Origin of the sequence: Cellulosimicrobium sp. JZ28 (genome assembly GCF_015327065.1) — a bacterium.
Taxonomy (GTDB): Bacteria; Actinomycetota; Actinomycetes; order Actinomycetales; family Cellulomonadaceae; genus Cellulosimicrobium; species Cellulosimicrobium funkei.
The window spans coordinates 3,745,084-3,761,136 of the sequence record NZ_CP017660.1; the positions used below are offsets into that span (position 1 = coordinate 3,745,084).

Sequence of the window (16,053 nt, forward strand, 5' to 3'; positions counted from 1 at the left end):
GGACGAGAGCCGCCGGACCGGCCGGCCACCACGGCGTGCGTGGTGGCCGACCGGTCGCCCGGCCCGTGCCGGGCCGGGCTGCGGTGTCCCGCGGGATCAGCCCAGTGCGGTGAGCGTGATCGTCGCGGTGTAGGTGCCGCGCGGCGTGTCGAGCGGCATCTTGAGGTCGAGCTCGGCCCCGACCACGGACGCGCCGCGCGCGTGGCCCTCGTCGGCCCGCGCGAGGGTGCGTGCCTGCTTGAGGCCCTCGCCCTCGTCGAACCCGGACGCGACCGGGGCGCCGGCGACCGCGTCGCCGCCGTTCTCGATGACGCCCGGCGTCCAGCCGAGGTGCTTGCCGTCGACCGTCTGGCCGCCCGCCGTGAAGTCGGACACCTGGCCGGTGACCGACCACGCCGGGTCGCCCGCGCGCGTGTCCTGCACGCGCACGGGGACGAGCTGGCCCTGGGCCTGGTAGTAGCTGAGCTCCTCGTCGGCGACGCCGAGGTCGACGAGGCGCGACGAGCCCTCGAGCGACCACGTGAGCTCGCCCCCGGACTGCTGCGGCACGGTGACGGCCACGGCCTGGTCGCCCTCGGGCGCGGCCCCCGGCTCCTCGCCGGTGTGGTCGCCCTCGACGCCGCCCGCGGTGTTCCCGGGCCCGAGGACAGCGGCCGGGTCGTTGCCCGTCGCGCGGATCGTGCCCTGGACCGCCGTGCCCGCGACCCGCAGGTTGCCGGCGTTGCCGCTGAGCACGAGGTCGCCCGCGACCGCGTTGCCCCACTCGTCGGCCTCTCCGGACGCCGTCGCGCCGACGAGCAGGTCGCGCGCACCGTTGCTCACGGTGAGCGTGCCCCCGACCACGGCGCCCGCGACCGTCACGCCGAACGCGGAGCCGTCGAGCGTCGCGTCGCCGCGCACGGACGTGCGCAGCAGGTCGACGTAGCTCGCCTCCTGCGTGAGCAGCCCGCCGGAGACGGTCGAGTCGCTGATCTCGACGTCCACGCCCCCGGCCGCGACGTCGCCCCCGACGGTGAGGTCGTTGAGGTACAAGAACCCGTTCCGGGTGCCCGCCGAGTAGACGCTGACGTCCCCGGCGACGCTCGTGCCGTCGAGCAGCACGCCGTACGCGTCGGTCGCGACGACGTCGCCCCCGACGGCCACGGACGTCGCGTCGAGCCAGCCGCCCGGCTGGACCACGACGTCGCCCTCGACGGTCGCGCCACCGAGGACGCAGTCCGCGCCCCCCGGGACGACGAGGTCGCCGCTGACGGTCCGGTCGCCGAGGTCGGTCGTGCACTCGACGTCGGCGGCCTGCGCCGCGGGCGCGACCGCCGTGGCCGTGGCCACCGCGAGCAGCGCGGCGGCCGGGACCTTCCACTTCCACTTCATGTGATGCTCCTTGTCAGGTGTGGTCGGTCCGCGTCAGCCGCGGAGCGAGGAGATCTCGCCGTAGCTGCGGCGGGCGTTGCCCAGGGAGTTGAGGGCGTTGCCGGGCTCGGCCACGGTCGCCGCGTTGTCCTGCTCGTACAGCCCGAACCGCTGCCCTCGGTCGCGGAGCTGGGAGAGGAACGCCTGGTAGGGGATGTCGCCGGCGCCGAACTCGATGATGTCGTAGCCGTTGCCGCTGGACTCGTTCGTCCTGCCGTCCTTGAGGTGCAGGATCGGGAAGCGGCGCGGGTCGCGCGTGACGTAGTCGATCGGCTCGAACCCGGGGTACAGGTGGCGGCCCACGTACGCCCAGTAGACGTCCATCTCGAAGAACACGAGCTCGGGGTCGAGGTTGTCCCACAGCAGGTCGTAGACGCGCTGGTTCGGGTCGTCGCTGGTGAACGCCCACTCCTGGGCGTGGTTGTGCGAGTAGAGCTTGAGCCCCGCCGCGCGGGCCTTCTCGCCCATCTGGTTCCAGGTCTCGCAGGCCTGGAGCCACTGCGCCTTGGGGATGGGTCCGCCGTAGCCGCCCGCGATGGGTCCGCCCTGGCCGAGGTGCGGCATGCCGAGCGCGAGCGCCTTCTCGATCTCGGCGTCGATGTTCGCCGGGGTGAGGTTGACGTGCGCACCGACGGCCCGCAGGCCGTTGTCGTCGAGCAGCTGCCGGATCTCCGGCACGGTGATCGCGCCGACGCTCCCCTGCGTGTAGCCCGCGAACTCGATCTCGGAGTAGCCGATGTCGGCGAGCTCCTCGAACACGGCCCGGAACCCGAGCGAGCTGACCTTGTCCCGCACGGTGTAGAGCTGGATGCCGATGCGGTTCACCGGCACGAGCCGGTTGCGCCCGCCGGACGGCGCGACCGCCGTCGGGAGGGCGCCGCCGAGCGCGTTCGCCGCCGACGGACCGAGGGCGGCCCCCACGCCCACGGCGACCGACGACGCCGCGAGCGCCTTGAGCAGGTTGCGACGGGTCATCGGCTTGGCCGAGACCGTCGGGTGGTGGTGTGAACTCATGTCTCTCCTTCGAGGTGAGCCGCCCCGGGACCGCACCCGGGGACGCCTGGGGGCCGGTGGCCCGGGCGGGTCGCCCGGGCCACCGGTGGGACGGTCAGCTGCGGACCGTGAGGGTGAGGTTCACCGTGCTGGGCGCGACCCCGGCGGACCCCTGGTAGCGGGCCTGCACCTGGTAGGTGCCGGTCGCCGCGAGCTTGGGGAGCGTCACGACGACGTCCCCCGCCTCGTCGAGCGTCCCGGTGAGCGACGCGACGGTGCCGTTGTTCTTGCGCACCGTCACCTGCACGTCGCCCGTGGGCACGACGCCGGTCGACGACTCCACGTGGAGCGTCGCCTTCGCCGCGACGGCGGGCTTCACCGGGTTCGGCGCCACGCTGCCCGTCGTGGTCGACCGGGCCTGGGCCACCGTGAGGCGCACCGTCCCCGCCGACGCCGTGTAGACGCCGTCGGCGCCGTACGTCGCGGTGAGGGTGTGCGTCCCGACGGCGAGCGACGGGTCGATCGCGATCGTCGCCGTGCCGTCCGCGAGCGTCCCGCGCCCGACCTCGGTCTCGCCCGTGGTGAGCACGACCTCGCCCGTGGGCGTGCCGCCCTCGCCCGTGACCGTGACGACGGCCTCGCCCGGCGCGCCGTAGGAGACGCGCGCGGCGCCGACGGAGACCGTCGTGGCCGAGGCGACCGTCGGCTCGTCCGGGGCGTCGAGGTCGATCGTGAACGACACCGCGCCGGCCTCGGAGACGTTGCCGCCCGTGTCGGTCGCGCGGTAGAGCAGGTCGTACGCGCCGTCCTGCGAGAACGTCACGCCGTACTGCTGGTTCGCCGCGAGGTTCGTCCACGTCGCGCCCGCGTCGCGCGAGTACTGCACGCTCGCGACCGCGCCGTCGTCGGTGGCCTGCACGGAGAACCGCACCGGCTCGTTGAACACGCCGCCGACGCCCGTGGGCGTCTCCGGCGCGAGCGTGTGCGCGACGGTCGGGGCGGTGACGTCCGCCGCGCCCGCGCCCACCATGGTGATCGCGTCCACCGCGAGCTCGTCGGACGACGTCACGAACAGCGTGCCCGAGCCCTCGGGGGCGTCGAACGTGATCTCGACGTCCTGCCAGCCCTCGCCCGCGGGGACGACGGCGGTCGCGAACGGCTCGGCGTCGGCCGCGCCCCAGCGGAGCTCGAGCTCGCCGCCGCCGCTCGCGCGGACCACGGCGCCGTCGATCCCGGCGAAGCTCACCGGGTCGTACCGCAGGAAGTCGCCCGCGCCGAGCCCGCGGACGGCGTTGCCGCCCCGCGCGGTCGCGTCGGCGAACACCTCGACGCCCTCGCGGCCGATCGCGTGCTCGCCCTGCTGCTCCTTCGGGTTGAGGCGCAGCGTCGCCTCGCCCGTGGCCGGCGGGAGGCCGTTGTGGCCCGCGTCGGTGTACGTGACGACGACCGCCCCGTACAGGAGCGCGCCCGGGCCGTGCTCGGGCGAGTTGGGGTCGGTGCGCCACGCGCCCGTGCAGCCCGTGCCCGTGGACTCGGGGTGCGCGTGCTCGTCGTGCCCGAGGCCGTAGGTCCACGCGACGCGCGAGCACACGGTGCCCGAGCCCGCCTGCGGGTCCTCGAACGCGGCGGCGTACGCCTCGAGCACGTCCGCCACCATCTGCGCGGTGACGGCACCGCCGGAGATCGCGACGAGCTCGTCGAGGGTGAAGCCGGAGGCCTCGCCCAGCGTCTCGGCGTCGACGCCGAGCGTCTCGACGAGGACGTCGTGCCCGATGGCGTCCGCGAGCCACTCGCCGATCTGGTCGCCCGACGTGAGGTGCGGGGTCGGCGCCTCGCCGCCGCCGAGGTCGTCCTCGGCGTCGGTCGTGGTCACCTGGTACGGGACGGCCTGGCCCCAGTCGAAGAACGCGCCGTCGGCCGGGTACTCGATCGTGACCTCGGGCGCCTGGTTCCCGACGGAGATGACGCGCGACGTGAGGGAGAACTTGCCCGACGCGTCGGTGACGCGCAGGCGCGCGGTGTACGCGCCGATCTCCGTGTACGTGTGCGTCGTCCGGACGCCCTCGGCGTCGAACGTGCCGTCACCGTCCACGTCCCACGCGTAGGTGAGGTCGTCGCCCTCGGGGTCGGACGACGTCGACGCGTCGAACGTCACCTCGAGCGGCGCCTGCGACGACGACGTGGGCGTCGCGGTGAAGCGGGCCTGGGGCGCCTTGTTGCCCTCGGCGTAGTCGATCCGGTACAGGCCCGCGTCGGGGTTGGCGCGGAAGAAGCCGTCGCCGTAGTCGAGCACGTAGAGCGAGCCGTCGGGACCGAACTCGAGGTCCATCGGGTTGTCGTGCGGCGGCTGGCCCGCCGCGGCGAGCGCGGCGTTCGGCAGGAAGTCCTCGATGTGCGTGACGTCGAAGGTCTCCCAGTCGACCGTGAACGCGGCGAGGTAGTCCTGCGAGAACTCGCCGAAGAACGCCTTGCGGTCCCAGTACGCGGGGAGCTTCGTGGTCGACGGGTTGTCGGCGTCGTAGTGGTAGACGGGACCACCCATCGGCGCCTGGCCGGAGCCGGAGCCGAAGTTCACGAGCTCGTCCCACGGCTGGTCGCCCGGGTTGTCGCCGTACCAGAGCGTCGCGGCGCGGGCCGGCGGCAGCTCGCGCAGGCCCGTGTTCCAGCGGGAGTCGTTGACGAGGTTCTCGGGGTCGAAGAACTCCCCCGGCGTGCCCGTCGCGAAGTCCCAGTCGTTGTAGGCGAAGTTGTCGCCCTGGACGTAGGGCCAGCCGGCGTTGTGCGGGTCGTCGAGCGAGACGACGTTCCACTCCACGAGGCCCATGGGCCCGCGGCCCGCGGTCTCCGCGACCGCCTTCGTCGCGTCGGGGCCGTAGTCGCCCCAGGAGAGCGAGTTCGTCTCCGGGTCGACCTCGAACCGGAACGGGTTGCGCACGCCCATGACGAAGATCTCGGGGCGCGTGCCCTCGGTGCCCGGCGCGAACAGGTTGCCCTCGGGGATCGAGTACGAGCCGTCGTCCTCGACGTGGATCCGCAGGATCTTGCCGCGCAGGTCGTTCGTGCTCCCCGCGCCACGACGCGAGTCGAAGCCGGGGTTCATGCCGGGGGCGTCGTTGTTCGGCGCGAAGCCGTTCGCGCCCGGGGTGCTCGCGGGCGTGTTGTCGCCCGTCGTGAGGTAGAGGTTGCCGTCGCCGTCGAAGTCGATGTCCGCCCCGACGTGGCAGCACTGGCCGCGCTGCACCTCGACGTCGAGGATCACCTGCTCGCTCGCGAGGTCGATCGTGTCGCCCGTCCACTGGAACCGCGCGAGGCGGTTCACGCCCACCCAGCGGTCCCAGTAGCTCTCGTCCTCGCCCGCCGGGAGCGAGTTGGGCGCGTTGCCCGTCGGGGTGTCCGCGACGCCGTCGCCGTCCGCGTCGCGCGGCGCGTAGACGAGGTAGACCCACCCGTTGTCCTCGAACTCCGGGTCGAGCGCGACGCCCTGGAGGCCGTCCTCCGAGTTCGCGTAGACGTCGAGCGTCGTGACCACGCGCGTGACGCCCGTCGCCGGGTCGGTGAGCCGCACGTCGCCGTTGCGGGCCGTGTGCAGGACGCGCGAGTCCGGGAGGATCGCGAGGTCGATGGGCTCGCCCACGTCCTTCGTCAGCAGCACGCGCTCGTAGTTGGACCAGTCGAGCGCCGCCTCGGCACCCGGTTCCGCGCCGTGGTCGACGCCGTCGTGCGCGACGGCAGGTGCCGTCGCCGCGCCCAGGCCCGTGAGCGCGAGGGCGCCGGCGGCCAGAGCCGCGGTCACCCGCCGGTTCCGGCGCGTACGCCGGTCGATATCCTTCATCTGATGCCGCTCCTGTGAGGTTCAGTCGCCTGTGAGGGGTCATCCGGACCGGGTCGCCCCCGTCGCGCCAACGACGGAATCAGGGCGGCTCGGTCTGTCTGTGCTGGTGGGAGGGCTGCGCGCCCCCTGCCCGGTGGTCCTCCTCGTCTCGTCGTCGAGCGCGATCCCCCCGCACGTCGTCGTGCGGACGGAGAGTGCCACCACGTGCACCGGGGCACGCGCGGAGGCGGTCGGGCCGTAGCGGTCGGGTGAAATTCACCTACCACTCGGTCGTCATCCTACGAGGCTTCTGTCGGGTGTCAATCAAAAGTCGAAAGTCCGCCGATGCACGGACTAGAGGCAGGAACGCAGCCGAATCCTGACTGCGCTGTCGGGTTCGGGAGCTGACCTCGAGCGCGCAGAGATCCCGCCAACGATCCGCCGTCGAGCACGTCGAGGCCGACGGCCTGCACGCCCGCTGCGCGGGCCTCCCGGCGTCCCGTGGGCCGAGAAGGCCGCGAGCACGGGAAGAAGGGGGTGCCTCTTTGGCAAGAATGAGGCTATTCACAGGCTCGTAGTCCGGACAGTATGAGCGCATGAAGTCGGTAGCTCTGAGCGAGGCGAGGGACAGGCTGTCGGCCCTGGTGGACGAGGCCGAGCGAGAGCTCCAGATCATGCGGATCACCCGGCAGGGGCGCGGTGCCGCGGTGCTGATGGCCGGGGACTACCTCGAGTCGCTGCGCGAGACGCTGTTCTGGCTGTCCGAGCCCTGCGTGCTCGACGACGTCGACGGGGCCCGTCGCGCCGCCGCCGAGGGCGCGACGACGTCCGGTGACGACCTGCGAGCACGGTCGGGGCTGCCGGCCCGGTGACCGCCGACCAGACCCCCAGCGTGGCGGCTCGAGGTCGCGACCGCGGCCGAGCGGTTGTTGCGACGCCTACCGCACAAGGTCGCGACCGCGGTGGTCAGGACCGGTACACCCAGTGCCACGGTTCGCGCGGGGTGTCCTCGACGAAGCCGAAGCGGCCGCCGTTGGTGCGCATCCACGCCTGGGCCCGGTCGTCCAGGTCGAGGTCGACCGCGATGCCCCAGCCGTGCAGGCTGGTCCCCGGCTCGGCGGCGAGCCCGCCCTGGGAGTAAAGGCCCTTGCGCGCGGCGACGTCGACCTGCGCGTCGTAGGACCGGTAGGAGTCCGTGATGCCGATGCGGACGCCGTCGCGCGCCGCCTCGGCGAGCAGGCCTTCGAGCGCCTGGCCCGCGGGCGCCCAGAGGCGGTGGCCGGTCGTCCCGACCTCCTGCAGGGCGGTCCGGGGGATCTTCCCGTTGCCGTAGGCCGCGAGGTCGCCGGGGACGCCGTCGACCGTGCGCGTCCGGTCGGGACCGGTCGCTCCCGCCACCGGGGTGCTGCCGGTGCCGGTCGAGCCCGCCAGCACCGTGCTGAGGAGCTCGTCGAAGCGCGCGCCGGAGCCGGTCGCGACCGCCTGCGCCGCACCGGGATCGACAGCACGGACGTCGACGGCGCGGGCGGGACTGAGGGTCGCCTCGATGGCAGCCACGCGCTGCGCGATCGCGGTGATGCCGTCCATCCGGTCGTCCTCCTGGGGGGCGCGCCGGCGGTGGCGTCCACCGGTCGGCACTCCCTATGCACCGCGACGAGCGGTCTGCCGCCTCCCCGCGTCGCAGCGACCGCGCCGAGCGCCCGCTCCCGGCTCGACCGCGATCGCCCGCTCCCGGCTCGACCGCGCGGGGGTCAGACGGCCGCGCCGGGACGCGTGGCCGCCTCGAGGAGCTCGAGCACGTGGACGTAGTCCTCGCCCGTGGCGCGCGACATGCCCATCTCGCACGTCCGGTTGCTCGACACGTACGCGTCGAAGCGCCCCTCGGGGAGCGTGCCGGCGCGGTGCGCGACCTCGTCCGCCTCGGCGCGCGTCGCGCCCGCGGTGAGCTCGGGGTGCAGCATCCCCCGGTCGCCCGCGAACCCGCAGCAGCCCCAGGCCGTCGGCACGGTGGCGCGCTCGGCGACGGCCTCCGCCACGGCCCGCAGGTCGTCCACGGCGCCCAGGTGCACGGTCGCGCACGTCGGGTGCACGACGACGTCCCCCGCCCGCGCGACGTCGACCCCGCGGGCCGCGAGGCCGGGCAGCACGTCGGTGCGCACGAACGTCACGGCGTCGACGACCCGCAGGCGGGCGAACCGGTCGCGCGTCCGCTCGTCGCGCGGGTCCGTCCCGGTGAGGTGGCGCGCCGTCTCGGCGAGGCCGTGGGTGCAGCTCGACGCGTCGCACACGACCGGCAGCTCGCCCTCGCGCGTGGCGACCCACAGCGCGTCCACGACCTTGCGGGCCATGGCGGCCGCGCCGTCGGGCAGGCCCTTGGACGACCACGGGGTGCCGCAGCACAGCCCGCCGATCCCGTCGGGGACCACGAGCCCGACGCCCGCCCTCTCGCACAGCGCCCGGAACGCCGCCTCGGCCCCGACCGGGCGGCTCGCGCCGTCCCCGCCGCACGCGCCCGCGGGCAGGCCGGCACCGGCGGGCGCGAAGAGCTCGCCCATGCACGACGCGAACAGCACCGCGCGCGCGGAGGTGGCGCCGCCGTCGGGCACGACGGCCGTGGTCCCGCGGCGCGGCCCCGGGCCGGGCAGGTCGGCGTCGACGCGCGGGACGACGTCCGTCCCGACGACCCCGCGGGCGACGTCGGACGCGACGCGCACGAGCGGCGTCGGGAGCGCTTCGACGACGCCGAGCGCGGCGCGCAGGCCCGTGACGACGGTCCCCCAGTGCTCGGCGGCGGCCGCTCCCCCGCGCTGCACGAGCCGCGGCTGCGACCGCGCGCGGTGGCCCTTCATGACGACGCCCGTGTCGATGCCCACGGGGCACGCCTCGACGCACAGCGAGTCCGCGGCGCACGTCGCGACGCCCTGGTAGGCGTACTGCCGCTCGAGCTCGCGCCGCTCGGCGGGCGGCGCGGCGGCCATCTCCTTGAGCAGCGCGATCCGCTGGCGCGGCGTGGTCGTCACGGTGCGCGACGGGCAGCCCGGCTCGCAGTACCCGCACTCGACGCAGCGGTCGACGAGCGCCGCGTCGTCCCCGCCCGCCGACGACTCGACCTTGAGGTTGCGCAGGTGCTCGTGGTCGTCGTCGGTGAGCACGACGCCCGGGTTGAGCAGGCCGTGCGGGTCGAGCAGCCGCTTGACCTCGCGCATGACGGCGTAGAGCTCGTCGCCGTACTGGCGCCGCACGAACGGCGCCATGATGCGGCCGGTGCCGTGCTCGGCCTTGAGCGTGCCGCCGTGGCCGAGCACGAGGTCGACGAGGTCGTCGCTGAACGCCGCGTACCGGTCGAGCTCGGCGCGGTCGCCGAGGCGCGGCGTGATCATGAAGTGCAGGTTGCCGTCCTTGGCGTGCCCGAACGTCACCGCGTCGCCGTAGCCCCGGCGCTCGAAGAGTGCGCCGAGGTCGCGCACCGTCGCGGTGAGGTCGGCGACGGGGACGGCCACGTCCTCGAGCAGTGCGGTGCTGCCCGCGGGCCGCGCGCCCGCGACGGCGGTGTACAGGCCCTTGCGCACGCGCCACAGGCGCTCGCGCGTCGCGGCGTCGGTCGTCACCGCGGCGGGGACGGCGAGGGATCCGGCGAGCGAGCCGACGACGTCGCGCGCCGCCTCCTGGAAGGGCGCGAGACCCTCGGGGGTCGCGGCCCGGTACTCGACGAGGAGCGCGGTCTGCCGGCGGATCCCCGCCCCGGAGGCGAGCGAGCGCATCGAGGGGTCGGCGGCCGGGTCCGCCGCGGCCACGCGGAGCGACGCCGCGTCGAGCAGCTCGATCGCCTCCGCGCCCGACGCGACGAGCGGCACGAGCGCGTCCGTGGCGTGCTCCAGCGAGTCGAGCACGAGGAGGGTCGTCGCCGCGTGCGCGAGGAGCGGCACCGTCCGGAACGTCACGTCGGCGACCCACCCGAGCGTGCCCTCGCTCCCGACGAGCAGGTGCTCGAGGATCTTCACGGGCTCGTCGTGGTCGAGGAACGCGTTGACGGAGTAGCCCATCGTGTTCTTCATCGAGAACTGGCGCTCGATCTCCGCGCGCGCCGCCGCGCTGCCCCGCACGCGGTCGCGCAGCTCCGCGAGACCGCGGTGGATCGCGGGCTCGGCGGCGCGCAGGCGCGCGTCGGCGTCGGGCGCGCCCGTGTCGACGACCGTCCCGCTCGCGAGCACGACCGTCATCGCCTCGACCGTCCGGTACGCGGTCCGCGCCGTCCCCGACGACATGCCCGACGAGTTGTTCGCCACGACCCCGCCGATCGTGCACGCGATCTCGCTCGCCGGGTCCGGGCCGAGCCGGCGCCCGTGCCGCAGCAGGTGCGCGTTGACCAGCCGCAGCGTCGCGCCGGGCTCGCAGCGCACGCGCTCGCCGCCGTCGAGCACCTCGACCCGGGTGAAGCGCGTGCGCGTGTCGACGAGCACGCCCGCGCCCGACGCCTGGCCGGACAGGCTCGTGCCGCCGGAGCGGAACGTCACCGGCAGCCCGCGGCGGGTCGCCTCGCGCATCGCGGCGACGACGCCGTCGCGGTCGTGCGCGCGGACGACGACCTCGGGCCGCAGGAGGTAGTGCGACGCGTCGTGCGCCTGCGCGACCCGCGTGAGGAGGTCCGTGCGCAGCTCGAGGCCGGGCGTCTCGACGGCGGTCACGGGCGCGTCCGGCGGTCGTAGCCGAGGCGGTGGGGCTGCACGGCCTCGTACGTCGCGCGCAGGTTCGCGGTCGTGCGGTCGTACAGGCGCTGCGCGACGCGCACGAACAGGAAGTCGACGAGCGCGAGCTGCGCGATGCGGCTCGACAGGGCGCCGGACCGGAACTGCGTCTCGCGCGCCGTCGTCGTCAGCACGAGGTCCGCGTGCTCGACGAGCGGCGACTCGGGGAAGTTCGTCACGGCGACGGTCGTCGCGCCGCGGTCGCGCGCGATGCGCAGGGCGTCGTTCGTCTCGACGGTGAGCCCGCTGTGCGAGACGCCGACCGCGACGGCGCCCTCGGCCAGGAGCGCCGCGGACTGGAGCTGGACGTGCGGGTCCGGCGACGCGAAGCACAGCAGCCCGATGCGCTGGAGCTTCTGCGCGAGGTCCTGCGCCGTGAGCCCGCTCGACCCGACGCCGAACAGGTCGATCCGCGTCGCCTGCGCGACCGCGGCGGTGACCTGCTCCAGCGCGTCGAGGTCGAGCATGCGCGCCGTCTCCTCGATGGTGCGCGCCTCGTGGAACGCGATCTTCGTGACGACGTCGTGCAGCGTGTCGTCGGGGTCGATCTCGCCGTGCGCGACGTTCGCGCGCTCCTGCTCGACGGCGCGGCGGCTCGTCGCCTGCGCGAGGTCGATGCGGAACTCCGGGTACCCGGCGTACCCGACGGCGCGGCAGAACCGCACGACCGTCGCCTGCGACGTCCCGACGAGCGCGGCGAGCTCCGTGATCGTCTTGCCCACGACGGCCGCCGGGTCGGCGAGCACGGCCTCGGCGATGCGCGCCTCGGCGGGCCGCAGGCTCGGCAGGGCCTGGCGGATGCGGACGAGGCCGTCGGCGGTCATGGGGTCTCCTCGGCGGTGGTCGGGTGCTGCGGGGCGGTGCCGGGCGCGCCCGGCGGCAGGGCGGTCGGTGGCGCGGCGGTCGGTGGCGCGGCGGGGTCGTCGAGCGTGAGCCAGGGCGCGTGCCCGACGACGGAGCCCGGATCGGTCGCGAGGCGCGTGGCGAGGTGCAGCGCGCCGTCGAGCGGCGTGCCCGCGGGGTCGACGAGCGCGACGTCCGGCCGCAGCACGGCGAGCCGCGCCCGGAACGCGTCCGTCAGCAGCGGGCCGATCCCCAGCACCCCGCCGGTCGCGGCGGCGAGCGGCGGGACGCCGTCGACGAGCGCAGCCACGAGCGTCGTCGCGAGGTGGGTCCCAGCGCCCGCGAGGACCTGCCGCGCGACGGGGTCGTCGGCACGGGCCGCGGCCGCGACGTCGGGCGTGAACGACGCGAGCACCTGGGCGCGGTCGGGGCGCGTGTAGAGCTGCCCGGGCCACGACGGCACCGGGCCGAACCGCGCGACGGCGGCGGCGAGCAGCGCCGGCGAGCCGCCGGAGTCGCGGCCGTCGTGCGCGGCGACCGCGGCCCGCAGCCCCTGCGCGCCGATCCACGACCCGGAGCCCAGGTCGCCGAGCAGGTGGCCCCACCCGTCGACGCGGTGCCACACGGTCCGCAGGTCGGTGCCGAGCGCGATCGCCCCGGTGCCGACCGCCACGACGGCGCCGGGACGGCCGCCCAGCGCGCCGAGGTGCGCGGTGAGCGCGTCGGCAGCGACGGCGGTGCGCGGGCCGGGCCGGACGGACGGGTCGCCGTCGACCGCGGGGCCCGCGGCGTGAGGCAGGCTCGTGCGCAGCGCGGCGTGCAGCTCGGCGGGGTCGCGCACGAGGGACGCGAGGCCGGTCGCACCGACCGCGGCAGCGGCGACGCCGTCCGCGGCGAGGGTGGGGACCGCGTCCCGGAGCCGGTCGAGGAGATCGCGCACGACGTCCGCGGCGTCGCTCCCCGTGGGCCCGATCGCGACCGGTCGGCCGGTCAGCGCGACGTCGTCCGCTTTCGCACCGGAGCCTGCCGCAGCGGGCAGGCGACGGGCGAGGAGGCGGCTCCCCGACCCCCCGACGTCGAGCCCGACGACCCACGGGCCCTCGGGCGTGCTGCTGCTCACGGGGCCAGTGTGGCACAAAGTTTCACAGCAGAGAGGCAAAAGGGAGATTCTTGCCAGGGCGTCCGGGCTGCGTGCGCTCACCGTACGCCGCCCGGTCCACCGCGGGAACCCCCGCCGCGGTCATTCGTGCTCCGGGTCGTTCCGCAGCACGAGGGCGGCGACCTGGGTCCGCGACTCCACGCCGAGCTTGGCGATCACCCGGCTGACGTGCGTCTTCACGGTGGCGAGCGAGATGAACAGCGCCGCGCAGATCTCCGCGTTCGACATCCCCCGGGCGAGGGCGCGCGCGATCTCGCGCTCGCGCGGGGAGAGCGTCGCGAGGGCGTCGACCGCGGCGCTGTCCGGCGGTCGGGTGTTCTCGGCGGCGAGCGTCATCACCCGCCGCAGCACCGCGGGCGCGAGGACGGGCCGCCCCTGGGCCGCCGCGCGGACGGCGTGGGCGAGCTCGTCGGGCGGCGCGTCCTTGAGGAGGAACCCGCACGCCCCGGCACGCAGGGCGCGCACGACGTGGTGGTCCGTGTCGAAGGTCGTCAGGACGATGATCGCCGTCTCCGGCCGGAGCGCGGTCTCGCGCGCCGTCGCGACCAGCCCGTCGCAGCGCGGCATGCGCAGGTCCATGAGCACGACGTCCGGCCGGCAGGCCTCGATGACGTCGCGCGCGTGGTCCCCGTCGACCGCCTCGCCCACCACGGCGATGTCGGGCTCGCCGCCGAGCATCAGGCGCAGCGCCGAGCGGACCTCCGGCTGGTCGTCGACGGTGACCACCCGGACGACGTCGGGCGACGGGCGGCTCACGCGGCCGGCCAGGGGATCGTCACCGCGACCACGTGCTCGTCGTCGCCCGGGCGGACGCTGACGGACCCGCCCACGGCCCGGGCCCGTTCCTGCATCCCGATGACGCCGAGGCCCGGCCGGGGCGCAACCTCCCGCGCCCCCGCGAGCGGGTTGCGCACCACGATGGCCAGCTCGCGGCCGGGAGCGCCGCTGATGGCGACGTCGACACGCTGGCCGGGCGCGTGCCGCCGGGCGTTGGTGAGGCACTCCTGGACGATCCGGAACGAGTGCCGGCTGACGGTCGGGGGCAGGCGCTCGAGGTCGACGGCGCAGTCCGTCCGGGCGAGCGGCGTCTCGGCGACGAGCTCGTCGAGCCGGTCGAGGGTCGGCTGGGGCTGGTCGTCGTCCGACCGGCTCGGGCCCCGCGCGTAGGTGAGGAGCTCGCGCAGGTCGGCGAGCGCCTGACGGCTGCTGTCGTGCAGGGCGGCGACGGCCTCGTCCCGGTCCGCGGCGTCGAGGTCCGTCCGGTGCCGCAGGACGCTCGCGTGCATCGCGGTCACCGAGAGGCGGTGGGCGAGGGCGTCGTGCATCTCCCGGGCGATCTGCATGCGCTCCTGGTGGCGCGCGCGCTCCTCGCCGAGGCGCTGCTCCTCCGCGGTCAGCCGGGCCCGCTCGTGCAGGGTGGCGACGAGGTCCCGCCGCGCGCCGACGGCGATGCCCGCGGCGAGCACGACGGCGAGGACGACGGCGGTCGCGCCCACCGCGGCCACCACCTCCCACCACGGCAGCGCCACGCCGACCAGGTCGATCCCCAGGGCGGCCACCGCCAGGACGCCGACGAGCCAGACCGCCGCGACCGGCGCCAGCTCGCGCACCCGGCGCCGGGTGGCGAGCGACCCGAACGCGAAGAGGGCCGCCGGCACCGCCGCCGTCGAGACGACGGCGAGCACGGCGAGCAGCAGGGCGACGAGGAAGGGCGCGCTGCGGCGCCAGAGCACGACGACCCACGCGGCGACCCCGAACGCGAGGTCGAGGAACAGGAGCGCGGCGAACCGCACGGGGTCGTCCTGCGCTCCCGGCGTGTCGACGCTGAGGGCGAAGTTGCCGAGGAACAGCAGAGCCCCCGACAGGGCGACCGCGGCCAGGAGGCCGGTCTCGCGGAGGACCCGACGCCACGCCGGGCGCTGCGCGAACATGCTCACCGGAGCACTGTAGGCACCGACGAGCCCGGCGCCCCGGCTGAGGACGGGAAATCAGACCGATGACCGATACCGCGGCACGAGCCGCCCGACCAGGCTCGACGCATGCACCCCTCGCTCGACGAGAGTCCCGTCCCGACGGCACCCGTGCCCGGCGCGCCGCTCATCGGTCCCGTGTCCCAGCCCACGCTCGACAGCACGACCGCGACCACCTTCCCCTACCACCGGGCGGCCCGCGTCGACCTTCGCCCCGCACGGTGGTGGACCCCGCTCACCACGTTCGGCGCGACGGCGCTCCTCTACCTCGCCTTCCTCGCCCCGGTCGCCGTCGTCGCGGTCGCCTACGCCGTGCTGGTGCCCTACCGGCCCGGGCTGCCGACGCCGTCCGACGACTTCTCCGACCCGCTCAACCCGCTGGACTGGGCGATCGGGCTCGGGCTCATCGCGCTCCTGCTGCCCGCCGTCGTGCTCGGCGTGCGCTGGGGCGGTCGGCGCCGCGGCACGATCCACTCGGTCACCGGACGGTTCCGGTGGGGGCTCGTCGGCAGCGCGGTGCCGCTCGTCGTGCCGCTCTACGGCGTCGTCACGGTGGGCGGGTTCCTGCTCCGGCCGCCGTCCGACCTGGCGACCCCCGCCGTGACTCCGGCCCTGCTGGTGAGCCTGGGGTGCATCCTCCTCCTCGGGCCTCTGCAGTGCGCCGCCGAGGAGTACGCGTTCCGCGGCCTGCCCCAGCAGATGCTCGGCACGTGGCTACGCTCGCCGGTGTGGGGGATCGTCCTGCCCGTCCCGTTCTTCGTCGTCGGACACGGGTACGACGGGGTGGGGCAGATCGGCATCGCGGCGTTCGCGCTCTGCACCGGGTTCCTCGTCTGGAAGACGGGCGGGCTCGAGCTGGCCGTGCTCGTGCACGTCGCCAACAACCTCTTCCTGTTCCTCCTCGCGCCCTTCAGCACCTCGTCGATGGAGCAGGGCGCGGTCGAGCCGCTCGTGCTGCTCGTCGACCTCGGGCTCCTCGGCAGCGCCACCGTCGTGCTCACGGTGTGGTTCTCCCGCCGCGAAGGGCTGCGGTTGCGCGAGCCCTACTGCGGCCGGATGCCCGCCGCGCGCCCGGGGTCGTGACCCGGCCACCCCTCGCGGACCCCCTGAGGCGGCTCGCCT

The 16,053-nt window shown here is 75.1% G+C and carries 11 protein-coding genes; 2 read left to right on the plus strand and 9 right to left on the minus strand.

The annotated features are described in order from the left end of the window. Nucleotides 1-96: 96 nt before the first annotated feature. The 3 genes from BJP59_RS16760 to BJP59_RS16770 form a co-directional block, all read right to left on the minus strand. A complete protein-coding gene (locus BJP59_RS16760; RefSeq protein WP_194521510.1) occupies nt 97-1,371 on the minus strand; it encodes a hypothetical protein in 1,275 nt (424 codons plus the stop codon). 33 nt (nt 1,372-1,404) lie between these two features. Further along, nucleotides 1,405-2,424, minus strand: a complete 1,020-nt coding sequence (locus BJP59_RS16765; protein ID WP_228088017.1) for a sugar phosphate isomerase/epimerase family protein — start codon at nt 2,422-2,424, stop codon at nt 1,405-1,407. Between the two features lie 94 nt (nt 2,425-2,518). Then, entirely contained in the window at nt 2,519-6,196 is a 3,678-nt protein-coding gene (locus BJP59_RS16770; protein WP_228485141.1) for a PQQ-dependent sugar dehydrogenase, read from the minus strand. 614 nt (nt 6,197-6,810) lie between these two features. Here BJP59_RS16770 and BJP59_RS16775 point away from each other — a divergent pair. Beyond that, a complete protein-coding gene (locus BJP59_RS16775; RefSeq protein WP_021483283.1) occupies nt 6,811-7,086 on the plus strand; it encodes a type II toxin-antitoxin system Phd/YefM family antitoxin in 276 nt (91 codons plus the stop codon). Between the two features lie 94 nt (nt 7,087-7,180). Here BJP59_RS16775 and BJP59_RS16780 read toward each other — a convergent pair whose 3' ends face one another. The 6 genes from BJP59_RS16780 to BJP59_RS16805 all read right to left on the minus strand — a co-directional run bounded on the left by BJP59_RS16780 (nt 7,181) and on the right by BJP59_RS16805 (nt 14,892). After that, nucleotides 7,181-7,801, minus strand: coding sequence for a M15 family metallopeptidase (locus tag BJP59_RS16780; protein WP_194521511.1), 621 nt, complete (start codon nt 7,799-7,801; stop codon nt 7,181-7,183). Nucleotides 7,802-7,965: 164 nt separating this feature from the next. Then, nucleotides 7,966-10,899: an FAD-binding and (Fe-S)-binding domain-containing protein gene (locus BJP59_RS16785; protein WP_194521512.1), complete on the minus strand. Its 2,934-nt coding sequence runs from the start codon at nt 10,897-10,899 to the stop codon at nt 7,966-7,968. Continuing rightward, nucleotides 10,896-11,783 carry a MurR/RpiR family transcriptional regulator gene (locus BJP59_RS16790; protein WP_021482220.1) on the minus strand — a complete coding sequence of 296 codons (888 nt, stop codon included), beginning with the start codon at nt 11,781-11,783 and terminating at the stop codon, nt 10,896-10,898. Before BJP59_RS16790 ends, BJP59_RS16785 begins: the two co-directional genes overlap by 4 nt. Then, the gene (locus BJP59_RS16795; protein WP_194521513.1) at nt 11,780-12,922 is read right to left on the minus strand and encodes an N-acetylglucosamine kinase; all 1,143 of its coding nucleotides are present in this window, start codon (nt 12,920-12,922) and stop codon (nt 11,780-11,782) included. The genes BJP59_RS16790 and BJP59_RS16795 overlap by 4 nt, the downstream gene beginning before the upstream one ends. Before the next feature lie 120 nt (nt 12,923-13,042). Then, nucleotides 13,043-13,717, minus strand: a complete 675-nt coding sequence (locus tag BJP59_RS16800; protein ID WP_137281313.1) for a response regulator — start codon at nt 13,715-13,717, stop codon at nt 13,043-13,045. After that, nucleotides 13,714-14,892 carry a sensor histidine kinase gene (locus BJP59_RS16805; protein WP_228485455.1) on the minus strand — a complete coding sequence of 393 codons (1,179 nt, stop codon included), beginning with the start codon at nt 14,890-14,892 and terminating at the stop codon, nt 13,714-13,716. Before BJP59_RS16805 ends, BJP59_RS16800 begins: the two co-directional genes overlap by 4 nt. Before the next feature lie 108 nt (nt 14,893-15,000). Between BJP59_RS16805 and BJP59_RS16810 the strand changes: the two genes are divergently transcribed. After that, the gene (locus BJP59_RS16810; protein WP_194521515.1) at nt 15,001-16,014 is read left to right on the plus strand and encodes a CPBP family intramembrane glutamic endopeptidase; all 1,014 of its coding nucleotides are present in this window, start codon (nt 15,001-15,003) and stop codon (nt 16,012-16,014) included. Nucleotides 16,015-16,053: the final 39 nt, after the last annotated feature.